The organism is Salinicola sp. CPA57, assembly GCF_003206035.1.
Taxonomy (GTDB): Bacteria; Pseudomonadota; Gammaproteobacteria; order Pseudomonadales; family Halomonadaceae; genus Salinicola; species Salinicola socius.
In genome coordinates, this window is record NZ_PZJR01000014.1 from 72,646 (window position 1) to 94,192 (window position 21,547).

The following is a 21,547-nucleotide window of genomic DNA, read 5'->3' on the forward strand; positions in this document are numbered from 1 at the left end:
CGAGTTCGTCATGACAACACCCTTCGTTCACCTTCGTGTCCACAGCGAATACTCTCTCGTCGATGGTCTGGTCCGGCTCAAGCCGTTGGTCAAGGCTACGGCCGAGACCGGCATGCCAGCCGTGGCCGTGACCGACGACACCAACCTGTTCGGGCTGGTCAAGATCTACAAGGCGGCCCAGGGCGCCGGCCTGAAACCGATCATCGGCGCCGATCTGTGGCTGCATAACGCCCATGATGAGAGCCACCCCTATCGTCTGACGCTGTTGGCGATGAACGATATCGGCTACCGCAATCTGACCGAGCTGATCTCGCGAGCCTGGACCGAAGGTCAGCGTCAGAATCTGGCGATTCTCGACAAGGCCTGGGTATTCGAGCAGAGCGAGGGGCTGATTGCGCTATCCGGTGCCCGGGAAGGGGAGATCGGCCGGTTTCTGATCGCCGAGCATGTCGATACCGCGCGTCAGCTGCTGTCGGAATGGCAGCAGCATTTTCCCGGGCGTTTCTATCTGGAGCTGCAGCGCACCGGTCGCCAATACGATGAAGAGTGTGTCCACCACTCCGTGCGGCTGGCGAGCGAAACCGGCGTGCCGGTGGTGGCGACCAATGACGTGCGCTTTCTCGAACGCGAGGACTTCTGGGCGCACGAGACCCGGGTTTCGATCGGCGAGGGCAAGGCGCTGGAGGATCCCCGCCGCGAGCGTCGCTACAGCGAAGAGCAGTATCTCAAGACGCCCCAGGAGATGGCCGAGCTTTTTTCCGACGTCCCCGAGGCGCTCGAGAACAGTGTCATGATCGCGGCGCGCTGCACTGCCAGCGTGCGCCTGGGTGAGATATTCCTGCCGGAGTACCCGATTCCCGAAGGGCTGACGCAGGACGAATTCTTCCGCAAGATTTCCCATGATGGTCTCACCGACCGTCTGAATCTGCTGTTCGGTGGCGACACGCCGATCTACCCGGGACGGTCGCTGGCCGATCACGAGCCGGCCTACCGGCAGCGGCTCGACTTCGAGCTCGACATCATCCTCAAGATGGGATTCCCGGGCTACTTCCTGATCGTGATGGACTTCATCCAGTGGGCCAAGGACAACGACATCCCGGTCGGGCCGGGGCGTGGGTCGGGCGCGGGCTCGCTGGTCGCCTATGTGCTCAAGATCACCGATCTCGATCCGCTCGAATACGATCTGCTGTTCGAGCGTTTCCTGAATCCGGAACGTGTCTCGATGCCCGACTTCGATGTCGATTTCTGCATGGAGAAGCGTGACCGGGTCATCGACTACGTGGCCAATCGCTACGGCCGCGATGCGGTCTCCCAGATCGTCACCTTCGGCACCATGGCGGCCAAGGCCGTGGTGCGTGACGTGGCGCGTGCCCAGGGCAAGCCTTACTCGATGGGCGACAAGCTCTCCAAGCTGATTCCGTTCGAGGTCGGCATGACGCTGGGCAAGGCGATCGAGCAGGAGCCGCAGCTCAAGGAGTATCTCGAGTACGACGAGGAAGCGGCCGAAATCTGGGAGATGGCGCTCAAGCTCGAAGGCATCACCCGCGGTACCGGCAAGCACGCCGGCGGGGTGGTCATCGCGCCGACCAAGCTGACCGATTTCTCGCCGCTGCTGTGCGAGGCCAACGGCTCGGGGCTGATGGTCCAGTTCGACAAGAACGACGTCGAGGATGCCGGCCTGGTCAAGTTCGACTTTCTCGGCCTGCGCACGCTGACGATCATCGACTGGGCGCTGGAAATGGTCGACGTGGTGCGGGCCCGCGATAATGTCGGTCCGCTCGATATCAGCACCATTCCGCTGGACGACAAGCCGACCTTCGACATGCTCAAGAAGGCCGAGACGACGGCGGTGTTCCAGCTCGAATCCCGCGGCATGAAGGAACTGATCAAGCGGCTGCAGCCGGATTCGCTCGAGGACATGATCGCGCTGGTGGCGCTGTTCCGGCCGGGGCCTCTGCAGTCCGGGATGGTCGATGATTTCATCAACCGCAAGCATGGGCGCGCGGCGATCGCCTACCCGAGTGCGGATTACCAGCATGAGCTGCTCAAGCCGGTGCTGGAGCCGACCTACGGCATCATCCTGTATCAGGAGCAGGTGATGCAGATCGCCCAGGTGCTGGCCGGCTACACCCTGGGCCAGGCAGACATGCTGCGTCGAGCCATGGGCAAGAAGAAGCCCGAGGAGATGGCCAAGCAGCGCGCCGGTTTCATGGAAGGGTGCGCCGCCCACGGGATCGACAAGGATCTGGCCGGCAACCTGTTCGACCTGGTGGAAAAGTTCGCCGGCTACGGCTTCAACAAGTCGCACTCGGCCGCCTACGGGCTGGTCTCGTATCAGACCGCCTGGCTCAAGGCACACTATCCCGGGCCGTTCATGGCGGCCGTGCTCTCGACCGAGATGGACAATCTCGACAAGGTCGTGCCGCTGATCGAGGAGTGTCGTCATATCGGGCTGACGGTGACGCCGCCCAATGTCAACGTGGGCGCCTACAAGTTCACCGTCGACGAGAGTGGTCAGGTTGTCTACGGGCTCGGGGCGATCCGCGGCGTCGGTGAAGGTCCGATCGGTGCCATCGTCGAGGCGCGCGAGGCGGACGGCGAGTTCACCGATCTGTTCGATTTCTGCCGACGTATCGATGGCAAGCGCATGAACAAGCGCACCCTCGAAGCATTGATCCGCTCCGGTGCGCTGGACACGCTGGGGCCATCCCGCGCGGTGCTGGCGGCCTCGGTCGATGCCGCGATCAAGGCGGCTTCACAGAATCAGGCCAACCAGAGCCGGGGCATGATGGACATGTTCGGCGAGGCATTTGCCGAAGTCGACGGCAGCGAGGACATCTACGCCGACTATCGCCACGCCCGCGACTGGAGCGACAAGGAGCGTCTGGCGGGCGAGAAGGAGACGCTGGGGCTCTACCTTACCGGTCACCCGATCGACGAGTACGAACACGAGCTCAAACGTTTCGTGGCGACCCGCATCGTCGACCTCAAGCCGTCCCGCGAGCCCCAGCGCGTTGCCGGGCTGGTCGTGGCGATGCGGACCATGAAATCGAAGCGTGGCGACACCATGGCGTTCGTGACCCTCGATGACCGTACCGGCCGCATCGAGGCCTCGCTGTTCGGCGAGTTGTTCGATCAGGTCCGCGGCAAGCTCACCGCCGATCAGGTATTGATCATCGAAGGCGAGGTCTCGAGCGACGATTATTCCGGCGGTTTGCGGCTGCGTACCAAGGACGTCACCCTGATGGCGGACGCCCGCGCGCGTTTCGGCGAGGCGGTGGAGCTCTCGGTGGATGGCAGTCAGCTCAACGGGCGATTCTCCAGCTCGCTGCACGACAGCCTCTCGCCGTGGTTGAGCGAATCCGGTCTTCCGGTTCGCGTGCGCTATCGCAATGCCCAGGCCAGCGGCTGCTTCGAGCTGGCGGCGGCGTGGAAGGTATCGCCCAGCGATGAGCTGATGAGCGCGCTTCGTGACGTAGAAGGTTATGAAAAAGTCGCCCTTCGCTATCGGGGTGGCTGACCCGTGCTCGCCGGACGCCTCCTTGCCAACACTTGTGAAGGTGCGATAATGATCCGTTTCGCGGCACGCCAGTCGCCCGTATTTCAGAAATCGAAGCTTGCCAGGATCACAAAGTAGAAGCTCTATGAATCCCAACTATCTAGACTTTGAACAACCGATTGCCGAACTTCAGGCCAAGATCGAAGAGCTGCGACTGGTCGGCAACGATAGCCGTATCAGCCTGAGTGACGAGATCGGCAAGCTCGAGGAGAAAAGCCGCAAGCTCACCGAGCAGATCTTCCGTGACCTGACCGCCTGGCAGGTGACGCAGCTGTCGCGCCATCCCCAGCGCCCCTATACGCTCGATTACCTTGACAGCATCTTTACCGACTTCGACGAGATGCACGGCGATCGTCATTTCGCCGACGATGCCGCCCTGGTCGGCGGTGTGGCGCGGCTCGACGACAAGCCGGTGATGGTCATCGGCCATCAGAAGGGTCGTGACGTCAAGGAGAAGGTTCGCCGCAACTTCGGCATGCCGCGTCCGGAAGGGTATCGCAAGGCGTGTCGTCTGATGGAGATGGCCGAGCGCTTCAAGATGCCGGTGCTGACCTTCATCGATACGCCGGGTGCCTATCCCGGTATCGATGCCGAGGAGCGGGGCCAGTCAGAGGCGATCGCCTACAACCTCGCCGTCATGTCGCGGCTGAAGACGCCGATCATCGCCACGGTCATCGGCGAGGGCGGCTCCGGCGGGGCGCTTGCCATCGGTGTCTGCGACGAGCTGCAGATGCTGCAGTACTCCACCTATTCGGTGATCTCGCCGGAGGGTTGTGCCTCGATTTTGTGGAAGAGCGCCGACAAGGCCTCCGAAGCCGCCCATGCGATGGGCATCACCGCGTCGCGTCTGAAAGAACTCGGGTTCGTGGATTCACTGATCGACGAGCCGTTGGGTGGCGCACACCGGAATCCGCGCAAGACGGCCGATCGAGTCAAGGACGCGCTGACGGGCAGTCTCGATCGGCTGCGGGCGATGGATACCGAGACGCTATTGGAGCGAAGGTATGATCGCCTGATGAGCTATGGCGCCCCTTAGTGAAAATGACCGGCTGCGCTCACTCACACGGCGTTGAGCGCTCACTCGGTCCGCTCATGTAGTGAACTACACTGCGCGCCCTCGACCGCGCTCGCCTTGTCTGAGTATCGCTCGCACGGTCACTCGGCGACATGGGATGTTGTCCAAAGGTCGAGCGTTCAGGAGCCCCGCGTTGCAGCATTCTCTAGAAGATCTCGTCGATAACGCCCTGGCACGTCATGTGTCGGGGCGTGTCGTTTGGGTGGCGCTCTCCGGGGGGCTCGACTCTTGCCTGCTGTTGAACGTGACGGTGCCGCTGGCGCGCCGGCGCGGGATCGAGCTGCGGGCGATTCACGTCAATCACGGCCTGCAGGCGGCGGCACGCGACTTCGAGTCACATTGCCGTGAGCTGTGCAATGCGCTGGCGGTGTCGTTGACCGTGGCGCAGGTGCAGGTCGAGTTGCAGGGGCAAGGGCTCGAAGCGGCGGCGCGAGACGCCCGCTATCGGGCCTTCGCCGAACATCTTTCGGCGGGGGACCACTTATGGCTGGCTCAGCACGCCGATGACCAGGCCGAGACGTTCCTGCTGGCCGCGCTGCGCGGGAGCGGCGTGCGCGGGCTGGCGGGCATGCCTTCCCGGCGCGAGTGGCGGGGCATCCAGATCGAGCGACCCTGGTTGATTATCAGCCGGTCGACGCTGACGCAGGAAGCGGCTCGGCGCGGTGTCACCTGGTGTGAAGATCCCACCAACGAGGACTTGGTCTTCGATCGCAACTATCTGCGCCATCGTCTGATGCCACCGTTGCGGGACCGTTGGTCAACGGCTGTCGAATCGCTCGCGCGTAGTGCCGTCTGGCTGCAGGAGAGCGATGGGTTGATGACAGAGCTGGCGGCGATCGATCTGGCGGCCGCGGGTGGCGATCCCGGACGTCTGCCGTTATCGACGCTGATGGCGTTGAGCGGGCCACGGCGCCGGCTGCTGATTCGTCATGCGCTGGAACGTCTGGGCCTTCCCTCGCCGCCGGCCGCGCGCTTGGTCGAACTCGAGCGTCAGCTTGCCGAGGCGGGCGCGGACCGCCTGCCGGCCATTCTCTGGCCGGGCGCCGAGGCACGGATCTGGCGGGACCATCTCCATCTGATGGCGCCACTGTCGGCGGTGGATCCAGCCTGGCAGACGATCTGGGAGGGTCACGCGCCGCTTGCGACGCCTTGGGGCGTCTATCCGTTTGAGTTGCGCCCGCCACCGGAAGCCGCCACGGCGCGTTTACGGGTCGGTCTGCGTCGGGGTGGAGAAAGTCTGCGTCTGGCCGGTCGCGGCAGGCGCGATCTCAAGCGCCTGCTGCAGGAAGCCGGCGTCCCGCCGTGGCAGCGAGATCGCCTGCCACTGGTATGGTTTGGCGAAGAGCTGGTGGCTGTCATTGGCCTGGTGTCGGCGGAAGGCTGGTGTCAGACGCGCTAGATCGACGTCAGGCATCGTAGGTCAACGACAGCCCTGCGGCCTTCTGAAATTCCGCTTCCTGCTCCAGGTCGTTGAGCAGCAGGGCCTGGTGTCTGGCTTGTGGCAATGCAAGATGCAGCGCGTCACCGTCGCAAGCGAGGCGAAAATCGGTGCTCGCCTGCTCCGGCCGGGCATGATTGAGCATGACTGCGAGCCTGAGCAGGCGGGCCAGGCGCTGATAGGTGGTCTGCACGGCGCGAGGCAGCGATTCCAGCTCCTTCTGGGCAAATTTACGCCGGTGGGCGCGGACCAGGAACGCCAGCGCCTGCTGTTCGGGACGGGAGAAGCCTGTCAGGTCGGAGTATTCGATCAGATAGGCGCCGTGACGATGAAACTGGCTGTGAGAGATCGCCAGGCCGATTTCATGCACCTGGGCTGCCCAATAGAGAAACAGTCGCTGTTGTTCACCGAGTTCCCAATGATCCTGGACCTGATCGAAGGCAGCCATGGCGGTTTCCGCGACGTGATCGGCATGGCTGGTCTCGACGCTGTAGCGTCGCATCAATAGTTCGACGCTGTGACGACGGGGGTCTTCCAGCGTGTTGCGGCCGATCAGGTCGAAGAGCACGCCCTCCCGTAGCGCGCCGTCCGAATAGCGCATGCGTTCCAGCTCGAAGGCTTCGAAAACGGCGCAGAGAATGGCAACGCCAGCCGGGAAGACTCGCGCTCGGTCCTCCTTGAGCCCGTCCATCGCGACCTTGTCCAGGTGGCCGCAGGCGATCAGTTTCCTGCGCAGTTTCATCAGCGCATCGCGCTCGATCAGTGTGGCGTCTCCGTCGCCTCGCGCGGCGATGACGGCTGCCACCGCCTTGATCGTGCCACTGGAGCCTATCGGATCCTGCCATCCCAACTGACGATAATGGCGCTGAATATGGGCCAGCTCCGACAGCGCGGCCATCTCGGCACGCCGGAAGCGCTTTTCACTGAGTTCGCCATCGGCGAAAAAGGCGCCGGTGTAGGCGACACAGCCCATGTGGAGGCTTTCCAGCGCCTGCGGTTCGAAGTCCTCGCCGATGATGAATTCGGTGGAGCCACCGCCGATATCGACGATCAGACGTCGCCCGTGGACTTCGGCCAACGCGTGGGCGGCGCCGAGATAGATCAGGCGAGCCTCTTCACGGCCACCGATGATTTCGATCGGATGGCCGATCAGCGCTTCGGCACGCTCGATCAACGCTCGGGCGTTATGGGCGGCGCGAAGGGCATTGGTGCCGACGATTCGCAGATCGGCGGAGGGCACGCCCTCGAGAAAGGGGGCAAAGCGTTCCAGGCACCCGAGTGCCCGGTCCATCGCCGCGTCGGTAAAGTTCTCATCGTCGTCGAGCCCGGCGGCGAGCTGGACTTTCTCGCCCATCTTGGCGACGACCTGGAGTTGGCCGTCCTGATAGTTGGCAACCAACAGATGAAAGCTGTTGGAACCGAGATCGATGGCGGCCAGACGGCGCGTCGCGTCTTCGGCGGTCGACTTCCCGCTCATGGCGTGGCGTCCTCGAAAGCTGGCAAGTGGAAGGCGGGTCTGCCGGGTATGCCCGACGCCGGACCAATGCCGGCAGGGCAGGCGCTTCGGGCACCGCAAGATTGCGGTGGGGGCGTGGCCTTGTCAATCGATGAGGCGGCAGGCATGCTGTCGGCAACAGGCAGTTACCCCGATCGAGACCCGAGAACATGTCGTCACAGCGTCGCCAGTTGGACAGTGAAGCTTTCGAGCTTCAGCGTGAAGATCATGACTCTCCGTGGTTGGCGGTCTTCGTTGCCGACTGGTGCCAGCCCTGCGAAACGCTGCTATCACGGCTGTCCTCGGTCTCCCAGGAGTCGATTCGCGGTCTGCCGGTAGCCGTGGTGGATGTCGATCGCGAGCCGATGCTGGCCGAACGCTACGGGGTCAAGGGAACGCCGACGCTGATTCTGTTCATCGACGGTGAACCGCGGCTGACGCGAGTCGGCGCGTTGTCGGAACAGCAACTGCTGCAAATTGGCGAAGAGTGTGCGCGTAATTAGTCGGAGACATTGGACAATACAATCGGTTATCGCCCTATCGTGACTTGCTTTCGGCAGATAGCTTGTCTACCATCTGGACGTTCGCCTGTTCCGAATGCTTCTCGACCGCGTCGCGGTCCCCCAAGTCGTCAGTCAATCCCAGTACCGATTTTCGGCAACCCCGATCGTTGGACAGTGACAACTCTCTCGGATGACTCTTCCGTGAGATTGCAGGCGAATCGAAACGCTCTCCCGGCACCTTCGTCACCCAGCAGTCGGCTCTCGACATGCTTCGGCGTTGGACCAATAGACCATACGAATGCCTGACATCCTGGGACGACTGAACGCGCCGCGCGGCGTTTGAACTGACCGCCTCTTGTCCTTCTTTTCTATCTCGGCAAAAGTCATTGCCTGCGACACGAGCCCTCTCTGACCGAACTCATGAATCTAACCGAACTCAAGCAAAAATCCGTTCCTGAACTGCTGGATATCGCCCGTGAAATGGGAATCGATAATCTGGCGCGCTCACGCAAGCAGGACATCATCTTCGCGATCCTGAAAAAGCACGCGAAGAGCGGCGAGGACATCTACGGCGATGGCGTCCTGGAGATTCTGCAGGACGGATTCGGTTTCCTGCGTAGTGCCGACTCTTCCTATCTGGCTGGCCCCGATGACATCTATGTCTCGCCGTCCCAGATTCGCCGCTTCAACTTGCGCAAGGGCGACTCGATTTCCGGCAAGATTCGCCCGCCGAAGGAAGGCGAGCGCTATTTCGCGTTGTTGAAAGTCAATGAAATCAACTTCGACAAGCCGGAAAACGCCAAGCACAAGATCCTGTTCGAGAACCTGACGCCACTGTTCCCGCAGGAACGGATGGTGATGGAGATCGGCAATGGCTCTACCGAGGACATCACGGCCCGGGTGATCGATCTCACCGCGCCGATCGGCAAGGGCCAGCGTGGCTTGATCGTGTCGCCGCCCAAGGCCGGCAAGACCTTGATGCTGCAGAACATCGCCACCTCGATCACGCGCAACAATCCTGAATGCCACATGATCGTGCTGCTGATCGACGAGCGCCCGGAAGAGGTGACGGAAATGTCGCGTACGGTGCGTGGCGAGGTCGTGGCATCGACCTTCGACGAACCCCCGGCACGCCACGTCCAGGTGGCCGAGATGGTCATCGAGAAGGCCAAGCGTCTGGTCGAGCACAAGAAGGATGTGGTCATCCTGCTCGACTCCATCACTCGCCTGGCGCGTGCCTACAACACCGTGGTGCCGTCATCGGGCAAGGTACTGACGGGTGGTGTCGATGCTCACGCCCTCGAGAAGCCCAAGCGCTTTTTCGGTGCCGCGCGTAACATCGAAGAGGGTGGCAGTCTGACCATCATTGCCACGGCGCTGGTCGATACCGGCTCGAAGATGGACGAAGTGATCTTCGAGGAGTTCAAGGGTACCGGCAACATGGAAGCCCATCTCGATCGCAAGCTGGCCGAGCGTCGGGTCTATCCGGCCTTCAACATCCGCCGCTCCGGTACCCGTCGCGAGGATCTGATCGCGTCCGAGGAAGAGATGCAGCGCATGTGGATTCTGCGCAAGCTGCTCAATCCGATGGACGATGTGGCCGCCACCGAGTTCCTGATCGATCGCCTCAAGGATACCAAGACCAATCTTGAATTCTTCGAAGCCATGAAGCGTAGATAACGTCGGGCTGCGCTCGGCAGTACGGCGTTGAACGCCGACTCGCCATGCTCATGTACGACAGTACACTCGGCTGGCTCGTCGTCGTTCGCCTTGTCCTGCCATCGCTCGATCCGATGTTCGGGTCTGATGGGATCGAGATTTGGAAATCGAGCAGAGATGCAATAGGGCAGCATGTTATGCTGCCCTTTTTGCGTTCTTGGATAGCGGGATACGGGCAACGCCATGAAATATCATGATTTACGGGACTTCATCGCGGCGCTGGAAGCTCGCGGCGAGCTCAAGCGCGTCACGGTGGAGGTGGATCCATACCTCGAGATCACCGAGATCTGTGACCGCACGCTGCGTGCCGGCGGACCCGCGCTGCTGTTCGAGAACGTCAAGGGTAGCGACATGCCGGTCCTGGGAAACCTGTTCGGGACGCCTGAGCGGGTGGCGTTCGGTATGGGCCAGGAGAGTGTCGAGGCACTGCGCGAGGTCGGCAAGCTGCTGGCTTTTCTGAAGGAGCCGGACCCGCCCAAGGGGCTCAAGGATGCCTGGGAGAAGCTGCCGATCTTCAAGCAGGTCATGAGCATGGGGCCGAAAACGCTGCGTTCGGCACCGTGTCAGCAGGTCGTGCTCGAAGGCGAGGATGTCGATCTCGACCGCCTGCCGATTCAGCACTGCTGGCCGGGCGACGTCGCGCCGCTGGTGACCTGGGCGCTGGTGGTGACCAAGGGCCCGCACAAGTCGCGCCAGAATCTGGGCATCTATCGCCAGCAGAAGCTCGGCAGGAATCGTCTGATCATGCGCTGGCTGAGTCATCGGGGCGGGGCGCTGGACTTCCGCGAGTGGCAGCAGGCTCATCCCGGCGAGCCCTTCCCGGTCGCGGTAGCGCTGGGCGCCGATCCGGCGACCATCCTGGGCGCAGTGACGCCGGTGCCGGACACGCTTTCCGAGTATGCCTTCGCGGGGCTGCTGCGCGGCTCGCGGACCGAGCTGGTCAAGTGCGGCCATGCCGATCTGGAGGTTCCAGCGTCGAGCGAGATCGTGCTGGAAGGCTACATTCATCCGGATGACATGGCGCCCGAAGGGCCCTATGGCGACCATACCGGTTACTATAACGAAGTCGAAAGTTTTCCCGTATTCACCGTCGAGCGAATCACCCATCGTCGTGATCCGATCTACCACTCTACCTACACCGGCCGCCCGCCGGACGAGCCGGCGGTGCTGGGCCTGGCGCTCAATGAAGTGTTCGTGCCGATCCTGTGCAAGCAGTTTCCCGAGATCGTCGATTTCTATCTGCCACCGGAAGGCTGCTCCTACCGGATGGCGATCGTCACCATGAAGAAGCAGTATCCCGGCCATGCCAAGCGCGTGATGATGGGCGTGTGGAGTTTCCTGCGTCAGTTCATGTACACCAAGTTCGTGATCGTGCTGGATGACGATGTCGACGCGCGCAATTGGGAAGACGTGATCTGGGCGATCACCACACGGATGGATCCGGCACGGGATACGGTGATGGTGGAAAACACGCCGATCGACTATCTCGATTTTGCCTCTCCGACGGCGGGGCTGGGATCGAAGATGGGTCTCGATGCCACCAACAAGTGGCCCGGTGAAACCACGCGCGAGTGGGGCGAGCCCATCGTGATGGATTCAGCGACCCGATCGCGCGTCGACGAACGCTGGGAAAGCTACGGTATCGATATCGCGCCACCATCGGCGCGAACCGGGAAATCCTCGAATGATGGGGCGGCATGACGGCAAGCAATGAGGTGAACATGACGGTCAGAACGTTGACCTGCCAGGTGGAAACCGTCGAGGATCTGACGCCCGACGTATTTCGGGTCGTGCTAGAAGGGCGCGCCGAGGCGATTGCCCATGCACCCGGCCAGTATCTCGAACTGGAGTTGCACGAGGAGACCTGGGTGCCTTTCTCTATCGCCTGCGCCGAGGCCGGCGACGGTCGGCTGGAACTGCATATCCAGCATTGGCCGGAACGCACTCACTCGGCACGTCTGCGACAGCTGTTGACCCATCGTAACCGACTGTCGGTTCGTCTCCCCAGCGGTGAGTGCGTTCTGCCACCGAAGCGCTCCGAGCCGCTGCTGTTGATCGCCGCCGGCACCGGCTTTGCCCAGCTCAAGGCTATCGTCGAAGCGGCTTTGGCCGAGAACCCCGAGAGAGACCTTTCGATCTGGTGGGCGGTGCGCGAGCGTCGCGATCTCTATGCCGAGACCCTGGCGCGGGAGTGGGCCCGAACCTACGCGAACGTGCAGTTCCACGCCGTGGTCGAGTCACCCGAGACCGAGCTCGAGGCGCTGTCGGACATCCACTGGCACAGCGGGCGTATCGACCAGGTACTGGCCGACGTGCTGGGGCGGCAGCTCGAGTCGCTGACGGGGATCGAGATCTATCTCGCCGGCTCTCCGGGCATGGTCTATGCCTGCGTGGACACATTGGCACCGATGGGGCTGGTCGAACAGCAGGTCCATTCGGACGTCTTCAGCTACGCGCCGCGCATTCCCTTTCTGCCGCTGCCGGAAGGCGACCCGGCACGGGCGCCACTGACCCCGGGCGAGAGCGCGTGGTCATCGGAGAAGAAGTCGTGAGCCAATCCCCGATTCTGATCACCGGTGGTGCTCAGCGCCTGGGTCGACACTGCGCCGAACGGCTGCTCGACGACGGCCATCCGGTCATCCTCACCTATCGCCGCGAGCGCGAGGCGCTGTCGGCGCTGCGGGCGCGCGGTGCCGTGACCCTGGCCGCGGATTTTGCCAGTGAAGCCGGGATTCTCGACTTCATCGCTCGGCTACGCGATAGCACCTCGAGTCTACGCGCCATCATTCACAACGCCGGCGAGTGGCTATCGGATCCCGAGCCGGAGGCGGCAGGGGCAACCTTCGAGCGCCTGTTTCGCGTCCACATGCAGGCGCCCTATCTGATCAATCTGCATGCGAAGGCGCTGCTGGAGGCGTGTCAGGAACCGCAGTGTGACATCGTGCATATCACCGACAGCGTGGTGCAGCGTGGCGCTGCCGGCCAGGCAGCCTATGCCGCGACCAAGGCCGGGCTGGAGAGTCTGACCCGATCGTTTGCGGCGCAGTTCGCGCCGCGGATTCAGGTCAACGCCATCGCCCCGGGCCTGGTGATGCTCAACGATGACGATGATGGCAGCCGGGAATCCGGGCGGCGTGTGCCCGGGCCCGGCGTGGTGTATCAGACCTTGCGCTATCTGCTGGACAACGATTTCGTGACCGGCACCGTCGTACCGGTCGACGGTGGCCAGCACCTCGCCTGACGGCCACCCACGAGCCCGCCACGGCGTGTCATAACGAGACGGGTATCACAACGAGACGGTACTGTTGCGGATCTGCACCAGCTTGCCTTCGTCGATCACCGGCCCGGACGGTTTGCCTCCCGGTGCACCGGCGCTGGGTTCCATGCTGACGGCGAAATCTGCCGTCTTCATCAGCCCCAGCATCTTGGCCGGCAGCTGCATGGTGGCCTGCCCGTGAATGGGCAGCATCCCCAGGGAGATCGGCGTGCCGTTCTCCATCATCCACAGTTCGCCACCTTTTCCTGACGGCATCGGGCCCGGCGCGACGGCCTGAACCATCATCTTGCCATCCAGCGTGGCATTGAGGATCCAGCCCGGCTGACCGCTGGGCTGATTGATCACGAAGACATATTCCCCCGGCATCATCGGCGGCTCGCGTGGTGCCAGCGCGATCGTCGCCAGCGCCAGCGCCGCAGCGGTGGCGAAACCACTGAAAGCACGCCAGAAATCGAGTCGATGGATCAGACCGGTTCGCAGCCCCAGGCGGGAGGCGATATCCGCCCACAACCGGCTGGGAGGGGAGACCGCTTCCAACTGCTGGTTGAGCAGTTGCAGGTGTTCCCGCCACGCATCGACGCTGCGTTGCAGATCCGAGCTGACCGCCAGCAGCGCTTCGAATTCTGCGCACTGGTCGCGATCCAGCGTGCCGAGGACGTACTCGCCGGCCGCCAGGTCTCGCGCTTCGGGATCGCTCAAGCTAAACGTGTCATGCATGCCTTCAACCTCTCGAGGCCTCTCCGGACCCAGCTCTTGACGGTTCCCAGCGGCGTGGTCAGATGTGATGCCAGGTCGTGGTGGGTCAGCCCTTCGAAAAACGCGAGTTCTAGCGCCTGGCGCTGCTGCGTCGTCAATTCGGTCAGGCACTGCTGTAGAGACGCCGCCTGCTGATTGAGGTCGCTCTCGCGCTCGACATCGGTCTCGCCGGGCAAGGTCTCGATGATGGCATTACCGTCGGCTTCCTGGGGGCGCTGACGCCTCAGCCAGTCGATACCGATATTGCGCGTGAGCGTCGACAGCCAGGTCATCGGACGGGCGCGGGTGGCATCGTACTGCCCGGCCACCTGCCACACGCGCAGATACACCAGCTGCAGGCAGTCCTGTGCGGCGGCTTCCTGTCTGACGATACGCAATAGCTGGGCATATAGATGCGGACTGGTCGCGCGGTAGAGCTTTTCGAATGCGAGACCGTCGCCACGGGCGCTGGCGTGGAGATTGTCGATCAGCACGTCATGAGGCGGGTAGGCCATGGAAGTCCTTAGAATGCTTTCTTTTTCTTGTGCGTCAGTCTCGCCAACGGGCCCCAACAAGTAAAGCGCGGATGGCGATCGGTTGTCATTCACGCCAAAAGACTTGTCAAAATTCATCGGGGCGTTAGGATAGAACCACGACTTACGAAGACTCTCTGCGAGAGATTGTCATGACCGAACGCCACGACACACGCTTCATCGACACCGCCTGCGCTTCTGGCGGTGTGATGGCGTTGGCGTTCTCTGGTTATGGCTACTGGTTTAGGACTGGCGTGCCCGCCGGTTGGTCGATATGACCTGAACCCGCGAGGCACGCCCGGAACCGGGCTGCCTCCTCGCATCAAGAACCCCCGGATGGCAGCCCCAACCGGGGGTTCTCGCGTTTCGGGTCTCAATTCTTGAATTCACCTGGAATGAGATCGTTATGAACGCCGCTACCGCCGAGCTGAAACCGACCCCTTCGAGACGGGCTACCCTGTCTACCATCAGAACGCTGCCGTTGCCGACGGCGCACGAACTGCGCCAGGCAGTGCCGTTGAGCACGGCACTGGAGACCCAGATCGCCGCGAGCCAACAGGCCATACGTGCCATTCTCGACGGCGAGGACGATCGTCTGCTGGTCGTCACCGGGCCCTGCTCGGTACATGATCCTGCCGCGGCCCTCGAGTACGCCGAACGTCTGGCGGCGCTCAATGCGGTAGTCGGCGATCGGTTGCTGCTGGTGATGAGAGTCTACGTCGAGAAACCGCGCACGACCGTCGGCTGGAAGGGCATGGCCTACGACCCCCACCTGGATGGCAGCGACGACATGGCCGCAGGTCTGGCCATGGCAAGACACCTGATGCGCGATATCGCCGAAATGGGTCTCCCGATCGCCACCGAGCTGCTGCAGCCGATGGCCAGCGCCTACTTCGACGACCTGCTGAGCTGGGTGGCGATCGGCGCGCGTACCACCGAATCCCAGATCCATCGTGAACTGGCCAGCGGTCTGGCGGCGGCGGTAGGTTTCAAGAACGGCACCCAGGGCAACATCGATGTCGCGATAGCGGCAATGCAGTCGGCCGCCCACTCGCATCGCCATTTCGGCGTCACTGCCCAAGGGGGGCCAGCGATGATCGAGACGCCGGGAAACTCCGCCACGCACCTGGTGCTGCGCGGCGGTCGCAGCGGGCCCAACCACGATGCCGGGAGCGTGGCTGCCAGCCGCCGGGCAATGGCGCAGGCCGGGCTCGAGCCGAGGATCATGGTCGACTGTAGCCATGCCAACTCGCACAAGGATCATCGGCGCCAGACAGAGGTTCTCCACGATGTGCTGGAGCAGCGGCTAGCGGGCGAGCGCAGCCTGATCGGCGTGATGCTCGAGAGCCATCTGTTCGAAGGCAAGCAGGCGCTGAATCCCGCCGCGCTCCGTTATGGCGTCTCGATCACCGACGCCTGCCTGGGGTGGGACGCGACCGGCAGTCTGCTGACGCGAGTGGCCGAACGTCTGCGCCAGCCGCGCTGAGCTGCGCCATCAGCGCAAGCGCTACCAGCGGAAATGGTGTTCGAGTCGTTCGCCGCTGGCGTCGGGATTTAGACGCCGGCGCCACTCGGCCAGCGGATGGCTGTCGGCGATGCGCCCGCGCAGCTCGCCCCGGCCGCTGTCGGGCTCGAGTGTCAGGGCGAGCGCCAGGGCCTGACCCCGTTCCAGGTTCAGCCGCAGCTCGGGCGCGCCGCCACGGCACGTGAGCTGCAGTCTGGCGTGGCCCAGCGCGACCCGGATCGGGGTGAGCAACGTCACGCTGGAGGCCGTCAGCGCGCCGTGACTGGCGAGACAGCGCCTGCCGCGCAGGGTGACATCCAGCTGCCCCTCCCAGCGCGCCGCCAGCGCCAGCGGCAGGCGCGAGAGATCGAGCGCGTCGAGGTCGCCGCCGCTGATCGTCCAGTGGGTGTCGAGGCCGCGCCAGGTGCCGCGGGCGTGCCAGGCGCCGCGGCCTTCACCCAGGGTGAGCGCGAGCTGGCCGGGCCAGGCCAGTTGCCAGTCGAGCGGCCCCAGCGCCAGCGGCCAGCCATCGGCGCGCCAGACGATGCGAGCCACGCGGCCCGCCGTCAGCGTCCCCGAGGGGGCGACCAGGGTGACATCGTGGGCCACCGCTACCCGCGGGCCGAAGGTCGTCAGCGGCCAGGTCAGGGCTAATGTCGATACGAAGACGAGGGCGATGGTCAGCCCCGCGCCGAGTGTCCCCAGAACGGCGATACCGCGTCGCATCATGGGCTCTCCGTCGCTGTTGCGCGGGTATCCAGCGGCGCCGATCCTGGCCCCAGCTCTGATTCCGGCCCCGAACCCGGCTCTGACTCTGGCCCCGAACCCGGCCTTTCGAGCTGACTGCGCCAGTGCGCTGCCAGCGCCAGGCTCTGCCCCTCGCGGCGTTCGAGCTGCCATCCCACCGCCCACCAGCCATGCTGCGCCGCCCAGCGGGCGAAGTCGCTGAACGCCGCGGGGGAGGCCGCCTCGCCGCGGGTCGTGACGCCATGCTCCGTCACCTCGATGCGGGTCAGCGCCAGCCCCTGTTCCACCGCGGCGCTGCGCCATTGCTCGACGTTCACCGGCGCGATCGGCGGCAGCCGCAGCAGGCTCGGCGCCGGCCTCACCGTGGCGAACGGCTCGCCCCCTGCGGGCAGACGTGTCAGTGCGGCGTGGCCGGCGTAGGCCAGCACACCGACCAGCGCCAGCATCAGGAGTCCTTTCTCCCGCGCCGAGCGCGCCGTCCACAGCGGCGCCAGGCGAGCGGGCAGACGAGGGACAAGTCGGCTCATGGCGTGGGCTCCGGGGTGTTGGCGGCGAGGGAGAGGTTCAGGCTCAGCTCGCCCGGCCCCGCCTGCCACTGCGGCTCGCCCAGGTCGGCCAGCCGCTGGCGGGCCCGGTTCACCACCACCGGCGCCGGCGGCTCGGGGTAGCGCCAGGCCAGCGTCGCCTGGTTCCCGGTGACTGCCAGCCGTGATAGCTGCCAGGGCGTGGCGGCGAGCTGTGCCGTGGCCTGCGCCAGCGCCTCGCTCAGCTGGCGGTTGCGCTGCGTCAGGGCCTCGATGGCGGCTTCACGTCGGGCCAAGGCGGTCGGGGCATCGGCCGGCGGGGCGGTTGTGAAGCGCGCGGCCAGGGCCGCCGCCTGACGCTGGCTCGCCGCGGCGTCCTCGCGCCAGCTCGTGGCCAGCCACAGCGAGGCGTCGAGCAGTGCCAGCAGGGCGATGGCTCCCGCCAGCCAGCGCGTGCGCCGCCGCGGTCGCCAGGCAGCGCCGTGCCAGCGCGGCCCGCTGTCATCGGCGAATGGCAGCGCGGCGGGGGGGCGCGCCGCCAGCCAGGTGAGGCTGCGACGCCGGGCGTGCTCGGCGGCTTCTTCGCCGCCATCGTTCCCGTCGTCGTCTCGGTTGTCGCCGCACTGTTGCGGCTGGCCGGCACCGCCATGGGTATCGGCATCGAGATGGGTATCGATAGCGCCATCGACCACCTGGCAGTCGCGCTCGCGCCAGATCGGCGGCGGCGGCCAGTCTCGCGGCCACGCCAGCCACTGGCGAGTCTCCGGCGCGCCCGATGCCGCGGGCGCTGCCAGCCCCAGGCACAGGCGATGGCTGCCGTCGTCGAGTGTGGTGATCTGCTCCGGTGTCGCCGGCCGCGGCAGTGCCAGAAAGGGGCAGCTCCAGCCCGCCGGGGCCAGGCCGAGGTGCTGCGCCCAGGCGTGCCAGGCGGCGAGCTCGGCCCGCGGCAGGGCGATCAGTTCCAGGTGGCCGCGGCCGCGTTGCAGAGCGTGCAGATGGAGCTGGTCCACCGCATCGCTGGTCACTGTCTCCAGCAGCAGCGGCCATTCGCGACGCTTGAGCCCGCGCGGCGCGGCGAGATGGAAGTGGCTGACCGCATCCGCTGGCAGCAGCAGGGTGACCGGATGGGTCGCGGCCAGCCGCGTCAGCGCCTGCCACGCTTCGGCGGGGCTGGCGGCGCTCAGCGTCTGTGGGGTAGTGCCTTCTAGGCACCAGTCGACGCAGGGCATGGTGCCTGTGCCTGTGCCTGTGCCTGTGTTGGCGTCGGCGCCTGCATCGGTAAGCGGCGCAAGGCGCTGGCGCGGGGCGACGAGCAGGCGGGTGGCGGCGCGCGCCGGGCGTCCGGATCGGCGCATCAGGGCTGCTCCTGGGTGAAGAGGTTGTCCGCCGCCGGCCCGGTGGCGTCGGTCGAGACGGCGTCGAGCCGGTCGCTGGGGTAGCCGCTGCGGCGGCTCAGCACTCGCACCCGCGCGGCCGGCTGCTGCGGGTAGAAGGCGCTGGTGCCCTCGGCCAGCAGCCGGCGCTGGAAGTCGTAGTGCTGCCCTGCCAGGCGGATGCGGATTTCCAGTGCCACATAGTCCGGGGTCAGGCGCAGGCGGTTGCTGAAGCGGTCGAGCCAGGGTGCATCGCCGCCCAGCACCTGGCGCGCCGCGTCGAGACTGTTGTAGCCCCCCGGTGGGCGGGAACGCAGCAGCGTGGCCAGGGCGCCGCGATCGACCTGGCCCTCGAACAGCGCATCCAGCAGCGGCAGGTCGCCGGGCCCGAGGGCGTTGAGGTTGAGCCGCCAGGGGCCGTCGTCGGGGAGGGTGCAGAGCTCACCGAAGCGGCCGACGCGGCGGCTGTCCAGGGGCGCCAGCCAGTTGATCTCGCTGGGATCGCGCAGCCAGGTGTCGGCGCTCGTCCGGGGCGGATCGAGGCGCGCATAGTCGGCGCCATCCATGCCGCCGGCGCGGGGGATGTTGTCGGGGTCTATCCAGTCGGCGAGGCGGGCGACGAACTCGCCCGGCGTCATGTCGGTGAGGCGCTCGCCGGCGTAATTCGCCGCCCAGTAGCGCAGCTGGAGCTGGGCCAGCGCGGCCTGGCTGCCGCCGAGTGCGTTGAGGTTGAAGCAGGTGCGCAGATCGTGCACCACCAGACGCAGCTCGCCGGCGTCGGTGGGGTAGCGCAGCGGGCGCCCGGCCAGGGTCTGCCACCACAGGTCGGCGTGGCGCACCGCGGCATCGGTGAGCGCACGGCGGGCGATGATCTCCGCGCCGCGGGCGTAGAACTCGGCCTGGGTCTCCTGCTGCAGCAGTTCGAGCCGGGTCAGCTCGCGCCGCCCCTGCAGGGTCAGCGCGCTCAGGGTGACGCTCACCAGCGCCAGCGCCAGCAGCACCATCAGCAGCGCGGCCCCGGTCTGGCGCGGCACGCCCGATGAGCCGCGGCGGGCGCTCGGCGGCGGGGTCATGGCAGCAGCTCCGGCAGGATGGCGGTCGATGTCATTAGCCGGCCGTGGCGCTGCCACTGCACGCGCACGCCCTGGGCGATGCCGTTCGGCGGCGGCGCGGCGAGCCAGCGCCCGGCGGCGAAGAACTCCAGCGTCAACGCGTTGACGCCGTCGAGCGCGGCCACCCGCTGCCACTCGGGCTCCCCGGCGGCGTCGAGCAGCCCGCTGGAATCGAGCGTCAGGGTGGCGCTGTCGCGATCCCACTGCAGGCGCTGGCGGCGCAGGCGGGTGTAGAAATCGCCTACCGGCAGCGCCAGGGCGCCCAGCGAGACCCACTCCAGCCGTGCCAGATCGGCACGATAGGCCAGCGGCAGGTTGAACAGGACCAGGCCGCGTTCGTGCACCGGGCGCTGTACCAGCGCCTCCAGGCGCCGCGTGAGCAGGCGGCTGAAATCGATCTCCGCGTCCAGTGGGGCTGGTTCGGCGAAGCGCTCGCGGACACTCACCAGCTGATTGACCAGCGCCGCCACGCCGATGCCGACCAGCGTGGTCAGGGCGATGGCGATCATCACCTCGAGCAGGGTGAAGCCGCGCTGGCGCGTTGTGGCTCGGAGGACGGGTATCACGGTGGCGCCAGATAGAGGGTGAAGGTGAGCACCGGGTGCGCGCGGGCCGGGGCGTCGTAGAGCGCCAGGCGCCCCTGGCGCAGACGCTGGATCGGCGTGGTGCTCACCGTCAGCCGCCACCAGCAGGTGTGCCCCGTCTGGCTCAGTTCGCCCTGCTGGGTGCCCAGGCGCGGCCAGTAGTGGTCGAGCGCAGCGCGGCTCTCGAACTCCCGCGCGCACAGCAGCATAGGGGCGCGGCGCGCCGCACTCTCGGCGATGCGCACCCGCTGCTGCACGCCCTGGGCTACGATCACCGCGATCAGCGCCAGAATGAACAGCGCCACCATCACCTCGAGCAGGGTGAAGCCGCGCTGGCATGGGGCCTCGTGGTAGCCGCGCCTGGCACTCATCGTCCACTGCCTGTCACGCTGACGCCGAGCGCGTCCACTGCCAGGGTGCGGCGGGCGCCGTCGCTGGCCAATTGGACATGCGCGCCCACCACCTCGCCGTCGGGCAGCCACACCAGCCAGGGCGTGGTGGTGTCGGCGGCCGGCGGCTGGCGGCTGGGCTGCAGCGGCGGATCCCAGCGCTGCGCGGCGAGCCCCAGCCGCTCGCCGAAGGGCTGCCAGCCATGGCCGGGCTGCCAGCTGACGAAGCGATAGCCGTCGCCCTGCGGCTGCCAGCCGATCACCCGCTGGCGCGCCCGGGCGACGTCCGCGGCCAGGCGGAAGGTACCGGCCAGCTCGCGGGCCTCGCGGTCGAGCCGCTCGCCGGGGCGCGTACCCGCCAGCCAGGCCACGGCGAGACTTGATCCCAGGGCGATGATCACGATCACCACCAGCAGCTCGATCAGCGAGAAGCCCCGGGCGCCACGAGACCTCACAGCATCCAGTTGCCGATGTCGGCATCGATGCCCTCGCCGCCGGGCTGGTCGTCGGCGCCCAGGCTGTAGAGATCGACCCGGCCGTGTTGGCCGGGGCTGGCGTAGTGATAGGGGTGGCCCCAGGGGTCCTCGGGCAGGCGCCGGATATAGCCGTCTTCGCGATAGTTGTCCGGCTGCGGGTCGCTGGTGGGGCGACTGACCAGCGCCGCCAGCCCCTGTTGGGTGGTGGGGTAGCGGTAGTTGTCGAGACGGTACATGTCGAGGGCCTGCTCGAGGGTCGAGAGATCGGCGCGCGCCTTCTGCTGCATGGCGTCGTCCTGGTTGCTCAGCACATTGGGGGCGACGATCGCCACCAGCAGGCCGATGATGAAGATCACCACCATGATCTCGAGCAGGGTGAAGCCGGACTGGTGGCCGGGACGGGGAGCGCGTGTCATGCCGTTTCCTCTGTTGTTGCAGATGGGCTGATGGCGGATGGGCGCTGACGGCGTATGGCCTGCAGCGCGCGATATCGTCGATGGCGGC

At 65.6% G+C, this 21,547-nt stretch carries 21 protein-coding genes; 10 read left to right on the top strand and 11 right to left on the bottom strand.

The genetic code is table 11. From position 1 onward, the window contains the following. Nucleotides 1-10: 10 nt before the first annotated feature. The 3 genes from dnaE (at nt 11) to tilS (ending at nt 6,033) form a co-directional block, all read left to right on the top strand. Nucleotides 11-3,520, top strand: coding sequence for a DNA polymerase III subunit alpha (gene dnaE / locus DOM36_RS16360; protein WP_110643729.1), 3,510 nt, complete (start codon nt 11-13; stop codon nt 3,518-3,520). Between the two features lie 124 nt (nt 3,521-3,644). Then, nucleotides 3,645-4,595, top strand: a complete 951-nt coding sequence (accA, locus tag DOM36_RS16365) for an acetyl-CoA carboxylase carboxyl transferase subunit alpha (protein WP_110643730.1) — start codon at nt 3,645-3,647, stop codon at nt 4,593-4,595. Between the two features lie 172 nt (nt 4,596-4,767). Then, the gene (gene tilS / locus DOM36_RS16370; RefSeq protein ID WP_232823890.1) at nt 4,768-6,033 is read left to right on the top strand and encodes a tRNA lysidine(34) synthetase TilS; all 1,266 of its coding nucleotides are present in this window, start codon (nt 4,768-4,770) and stop codon (nt 6,031-6,033) included. 7 nt (nt 6,034-6,040) lie between these two features. Here the strand turns inward: tilS and ppx are convergent, their stop codons facing one another. Next, a complete protein-coding gene (gene ppx, locus DOM36_RS16375; RefSeq protein WP_075568159.1) occupies nt 6,041-7,549 on the bottom strand; it encodes an exopolyphosphatase in 1,509 nt (502 codons plus the stop codon). A 188-nt stretch (nt 7,550-7,737) separates the two neighbouring features. On the opposite strand from ppx, the gene DOM36_RS16380 reads away from it, so the two are divergent. The 5 genes from DOM36_RS16380 to folM all read left to right on the top strand — a co-directional run bounded on the left by DOM36_RS16380 (nt 7,738) and on the right by folM (nt 13,030). Then, nucleotides 7,738-8,070, top strand: coding sequence for a thioredoxin family protein (locus DOM36_RS16380; RefSeq protein ID WP_075568158.1), 333 nt, complete (start codon nt 7,738-7,740; stop codon nt 8,068-8,070). A 420-nt stretch (nt 8,071-8,490) separates the two neighbouring features. Then, complete coding sequence (gene rho / locus DOM36_RS16385) at nt 8,491-9,750, top strand: transcription termination factor Rho (RefSeq protein ID WP_075568157.1); 1,260 nt, start codon at nt 8,491-8,493, stop codon at nt 9,748-9,750. Nucleotides 9,751-9,972: 222 nt separating this feature from the next. Next, nucleotides 9,973-11,490 carry a 4-hydroxy-3-polyprenylbenzoate decarboxylase gene (gene ubiD, locus DOM36_RS16390; RefSeq protein WP_075568156.1) on the top strand — a complete coding sequence of 506 codons (1,518 nt, stop codon included), beginning with the start codon at nt 9,973-9,975 and terminating at the stop codon, nt 11,488-11,490. Nucleotides 11,491-11,510: 20 nt separating this feature from the next. After that, nucleotides 11,511-12,341, top strand: coding sequence for an FAD-binding oxidoreductase (locus DOM36_RS16395; protein WP_075568404.1), 831 nt, complete (start codon nt 11,511-11,513; stop codon nt 12,339-12,341). Then, nucleotides 12,338-13,030, top strand: coding sequence for a dihydromonapterin reductase (gene folM, locus DOM36_RS16400; protein WP_110643757.1), 693 nt, complete (start codon nt 12,338-12,340; stop codon nt 13,028-13,030). Before DOM36_RS16395 ends, folM begins: the two co-directional genes overlap by 4 nt. 45 nt (nt 13,031-13,075) lie before the next feature. On the opposite strand, the gene DOM36_RS16405 is transcribed toward folM, so the two are convergent. Beyond that, nucleotides 13,076-13,783: an anti-sigma factor gene (locus DOM36_RS16405; protein ID WP_110643732.1), complete on the bottom strand. Its 708-nt coding sequence runs from the start codon at nt 13,781-13,783 to the stop codon at nt 13,076-13,078. Beyond that, entirely contained in the window at nt 13,762-14,316 is a 555-nt protein-coding gene (locus DOM36_RS16410) for a sigma-70 family RNA polymerase sigma factor (protein ID WP_075568154.1), read from the bottom strand. The genes DOM36_RS16405 and DOM36_RS16410 overlap by 22 nt, the downstream gene beginning before the upstream one ends. A 170-nt stretch (nt 14,317-14,486) precedes the next feature. Here DOM36_RS16410 and DOM36_RS20600 point away from each other — a divergent pair, with 170 nt between their 5' ends. Both DOM36_RS20600 and DOM36_RS16415 read left to right on the top strand, forming a co-directional pair. Continuing rightward, complete coding sequence (locus DOM36_RS20600; RefSeq protein WP_279626522.1) at nt 14,487-14,612, top strand: hypothetical protein; 126 nt, start codon at nt 14,487-14,489, stop codon at nt 14,610-14,612. Nucleotides 14,613-14,740: 128 nt separating this feature from the next. Continuing rightward, on the top strand, nt 14,741-15,820 hold the full coding sequence (locus DOM36_RS16415) for a 3-deoxy-7-phosphoheptulonate synthase (protein ID WP_110643734.1): 1,080 nt from the start codon (nt 14,741-14,743) through the stop codon (nt 15,818-15,820). Between the two features lie 21 nt (nt 15,821-15,841). Here DOM36_RS16415 and DOM36_RS16420 read toward each other — a convergent pair whose 3' ends face one another. Genes DOM36_RS16420 through gspG form a run of 8 tightly spaced genes read right to left on the bottom strand, consistent with a single transcriptional unit; the run spans nt 15,842 to nt 21,459 of the window. Continuing rightward, nucleotides 15,842-16,567 carry a hypothetical protein gene (locus DOM36_RS16420; protein WP_110643735.1) on the bottom strand — a complete coding sequence of 242 codons (726 nt, stop codon included), beginning with the start codon at nt 16,565-16,567 and terminating at the stop codon, nt 15,842-15,844. Then, the gene (locus tag DOM36_RS16425; protein WP_110643736.1) at nt 16,564-17,112 is read right to left on the bottom strand and encodes a hypothetical protein; all 549 of its coding nucleotides are present in this window, start codon (nt 17,110-17,112) and stop codon (nt 16,564-16,566) included. The genes DOM36_RS16420 and DOM36_RS16425 overlap by 4 nt, the downstream gene beginning before the upstream one ends. Beyond that, the gene (locus DOM36_RS20345) at nt 17,109-18,464 is read right to left on the bottom strand and encodes a type II secretion system protein GspL (protein ID WP_198651312.1); all 1,356 of its coding nucleotides are present in this window, start codon (nt 18,462-18,464) and stop codon (nt 17,109-17,111) included. The genes DOM36_RS16425 and DOM36_RS20345 overlap by 4 nt, the downstream gene beginning before the upstream one ends. Continuing rightward, on the bottom strand, nt 18,464-19,555 hold the full coding sequence (gene gspK, locus DOM36_RS16435; RefSeq protein ID WP_110643737.1) for a type II secretion system minor pseudopilin GspK: 1,092 nt from the start codon (nt 19,553-19,555) through the stop codon (nt 18,464-18,466). Before gspK ends, DOM36_RS20345 begins: the two co-directional genes overlap by 1 nt. After that, nucleotides 19,552-20,160, bottom strand: a complete 609-nt coding sequence (locus tag DOM36_RS16440) for a prepilin-type N-terminal cleavage/methylation domain-containing protein (RefSeq protein WP_110643738.1) — start codon at nt 20,158-20,160, stop codon at nt 19,552-19,554. The genes gspK and DOM36_RS16440 overlap by 4 nt, the downstream gene beginning before the upstream one ends. Then, nucleotides 20,157-20,549 carry a type II secretion system protein gene (locus tag DOM36_RS16445; RefSeq protein ID WP_110643739.1) on the bottom strand — a complete coding sequence of 131 codons (393 nt, stop codon included), beginning with the start codon at nt 20,547-20,549 and terminating at the stop codon, nt 20,157-20,159. Before DOM36_RS16445 ends, DOM36_RS16440 begins: the two co-directional genes overlap by 4 nt. Beyond that, a complete protein-coding gene (locus DOM36_RS16450) occupies nt 20,546-21,022 on the bottom strand; it encodes a GspH/FimT family pseudopilin (protein ID WP_157958668.1) in 477 nt (158 codons plus the stop codon). The genes DOM36_RS16445 and DOM36_RS16450 overlap by 4 nt, the downstream gene beginning before the upstream one ends. Next, nucleotides 21,019-21,459, bottom strand: a complete 441-nt coding sequence (gspG, locus tag DOM36_RS16455; protein WP_110643741.1) for a type II secretion system major pseudopilin GspG — start codon at nt 21,457-21,459, stop codon at nt 21,019-21,021. The genes DOM36_RS16450 and gspG overlap by 4 nt, the downstream gene beginning before the upstream one ends. Nucleotides 21,460-21,547 lie beyond the last annotated feature (88 nt).

Coding starts and splice junctions, on each gene's coding strand:
- dnaE (WP_110643729.1), top strand. CDS start 11: ATGACAACACCCTTCGTTCACCTTCGTGTCCACAGCGAATACTCTCTC.
- accA (WP_110643730.1), top strand. CDS start 3,645: ATGAATCCCAACTATCTAGACTTTGAACAACCGATTGCCGAACTTCAG.
- ppx (WP_075568159.1), bottom strand. CDS start 7,549: ATGAGCGGGAAGTCGACCGCCGAAGACGCGACGCGCCGTCTGGCCGCC.
- DOM36_RS16380 (WP_075568158.1), top strand. CDS start 7,738: ATGTCGTCACAGCGTCGCCAGTTGGACAGTGAAGCTTTCGAGCTTCAG.
- rho (WP_075568157.1), top strand. CDS start 8,491: ATGAATCTAACCGAACTCAAGCAAAAATCCGTTCCTGAACTGCTGGAT.
- ubiD (WP_075568156.1), top strand. CDS start 9,973: ATGAAATATCATGATTTACGGGACTTCATCGCGGCGCTGGAAGCTCGC.
- DOM36_RS16395 (WP_075568404.1), top strand. CDS start 11,511: ATGACGGTCAGAACGTTGACCTGCCAGGTGGAAACCGTCGAGGATCTG.
- DOM36_RS16405 (WP_110643732.1), bottom strand. CDS start 13,783: ATGCATGACACGTTTAGCTTGAGCGATCCCGAAGCGCGAGACCTGGCG.
- DOM36_RS16410 (WP_075568154.1), bottom strand. CDS start 14,316: ATGGCCTACCCGCCTCATGACGTGCTGATCGACAATCTCCACGCCAGC.
- DOM36_RS20600 (WP_279626522.1), top strand. CDS start 14,487: ATGACCGAACGCCACGACACACGCTTCATCGACACCGCCTGCGCTTCT.
- DOM36_RS16415 (WP_110643734.1), top strand. CDS start 14,741: ATGAACGCCGCTACCGCCGAGCTGAAACCGACCCCTTCGAGACGGGCT.
- DOM36_RS16420 (WP_110643735.1), bottom strand. CDS start 16,567: ATGATGCGACGCGGTATCGCCGTTCTGGGGACACTCGGCGCGGGGCTG.
- DOM36_RS16425 (WP_110643736.1), bottom strand. CDS start 17,112: ATGAGCCGACTTGTCCCTCGTCTGCCCGCTCGCCTGGCGCCGCTGTGG.
- DOM36_RS20345 (WP_198651312.1), bottom strand. CDS start 18,464: ATGCGCCGATCCGGACGCCCGGCGCGCGCCGCCACCCGCCTGCTCGTC.
- gspK (WP_110643737.1), bottom strand. CDS start 19,555: ATGACCCCGCCGCCGAGCGCCCGCCGCGGCTCATCGGGCGTGCCGCGC.
- DOM36_RS16445 (WP_110643739.1), bottom strand. CDS start 20,549: ATGAGTGCCAGGCGCGGCTACCACGAGGCCCCATGCCAGCGCGGCTTC.
- gspG (WP_110643741.1), bottom strand. CDS start 21,459: ATGACACGCGCTCCCCGTCCCGGCCACCAGTCCGGCTTCACCCTGCTC.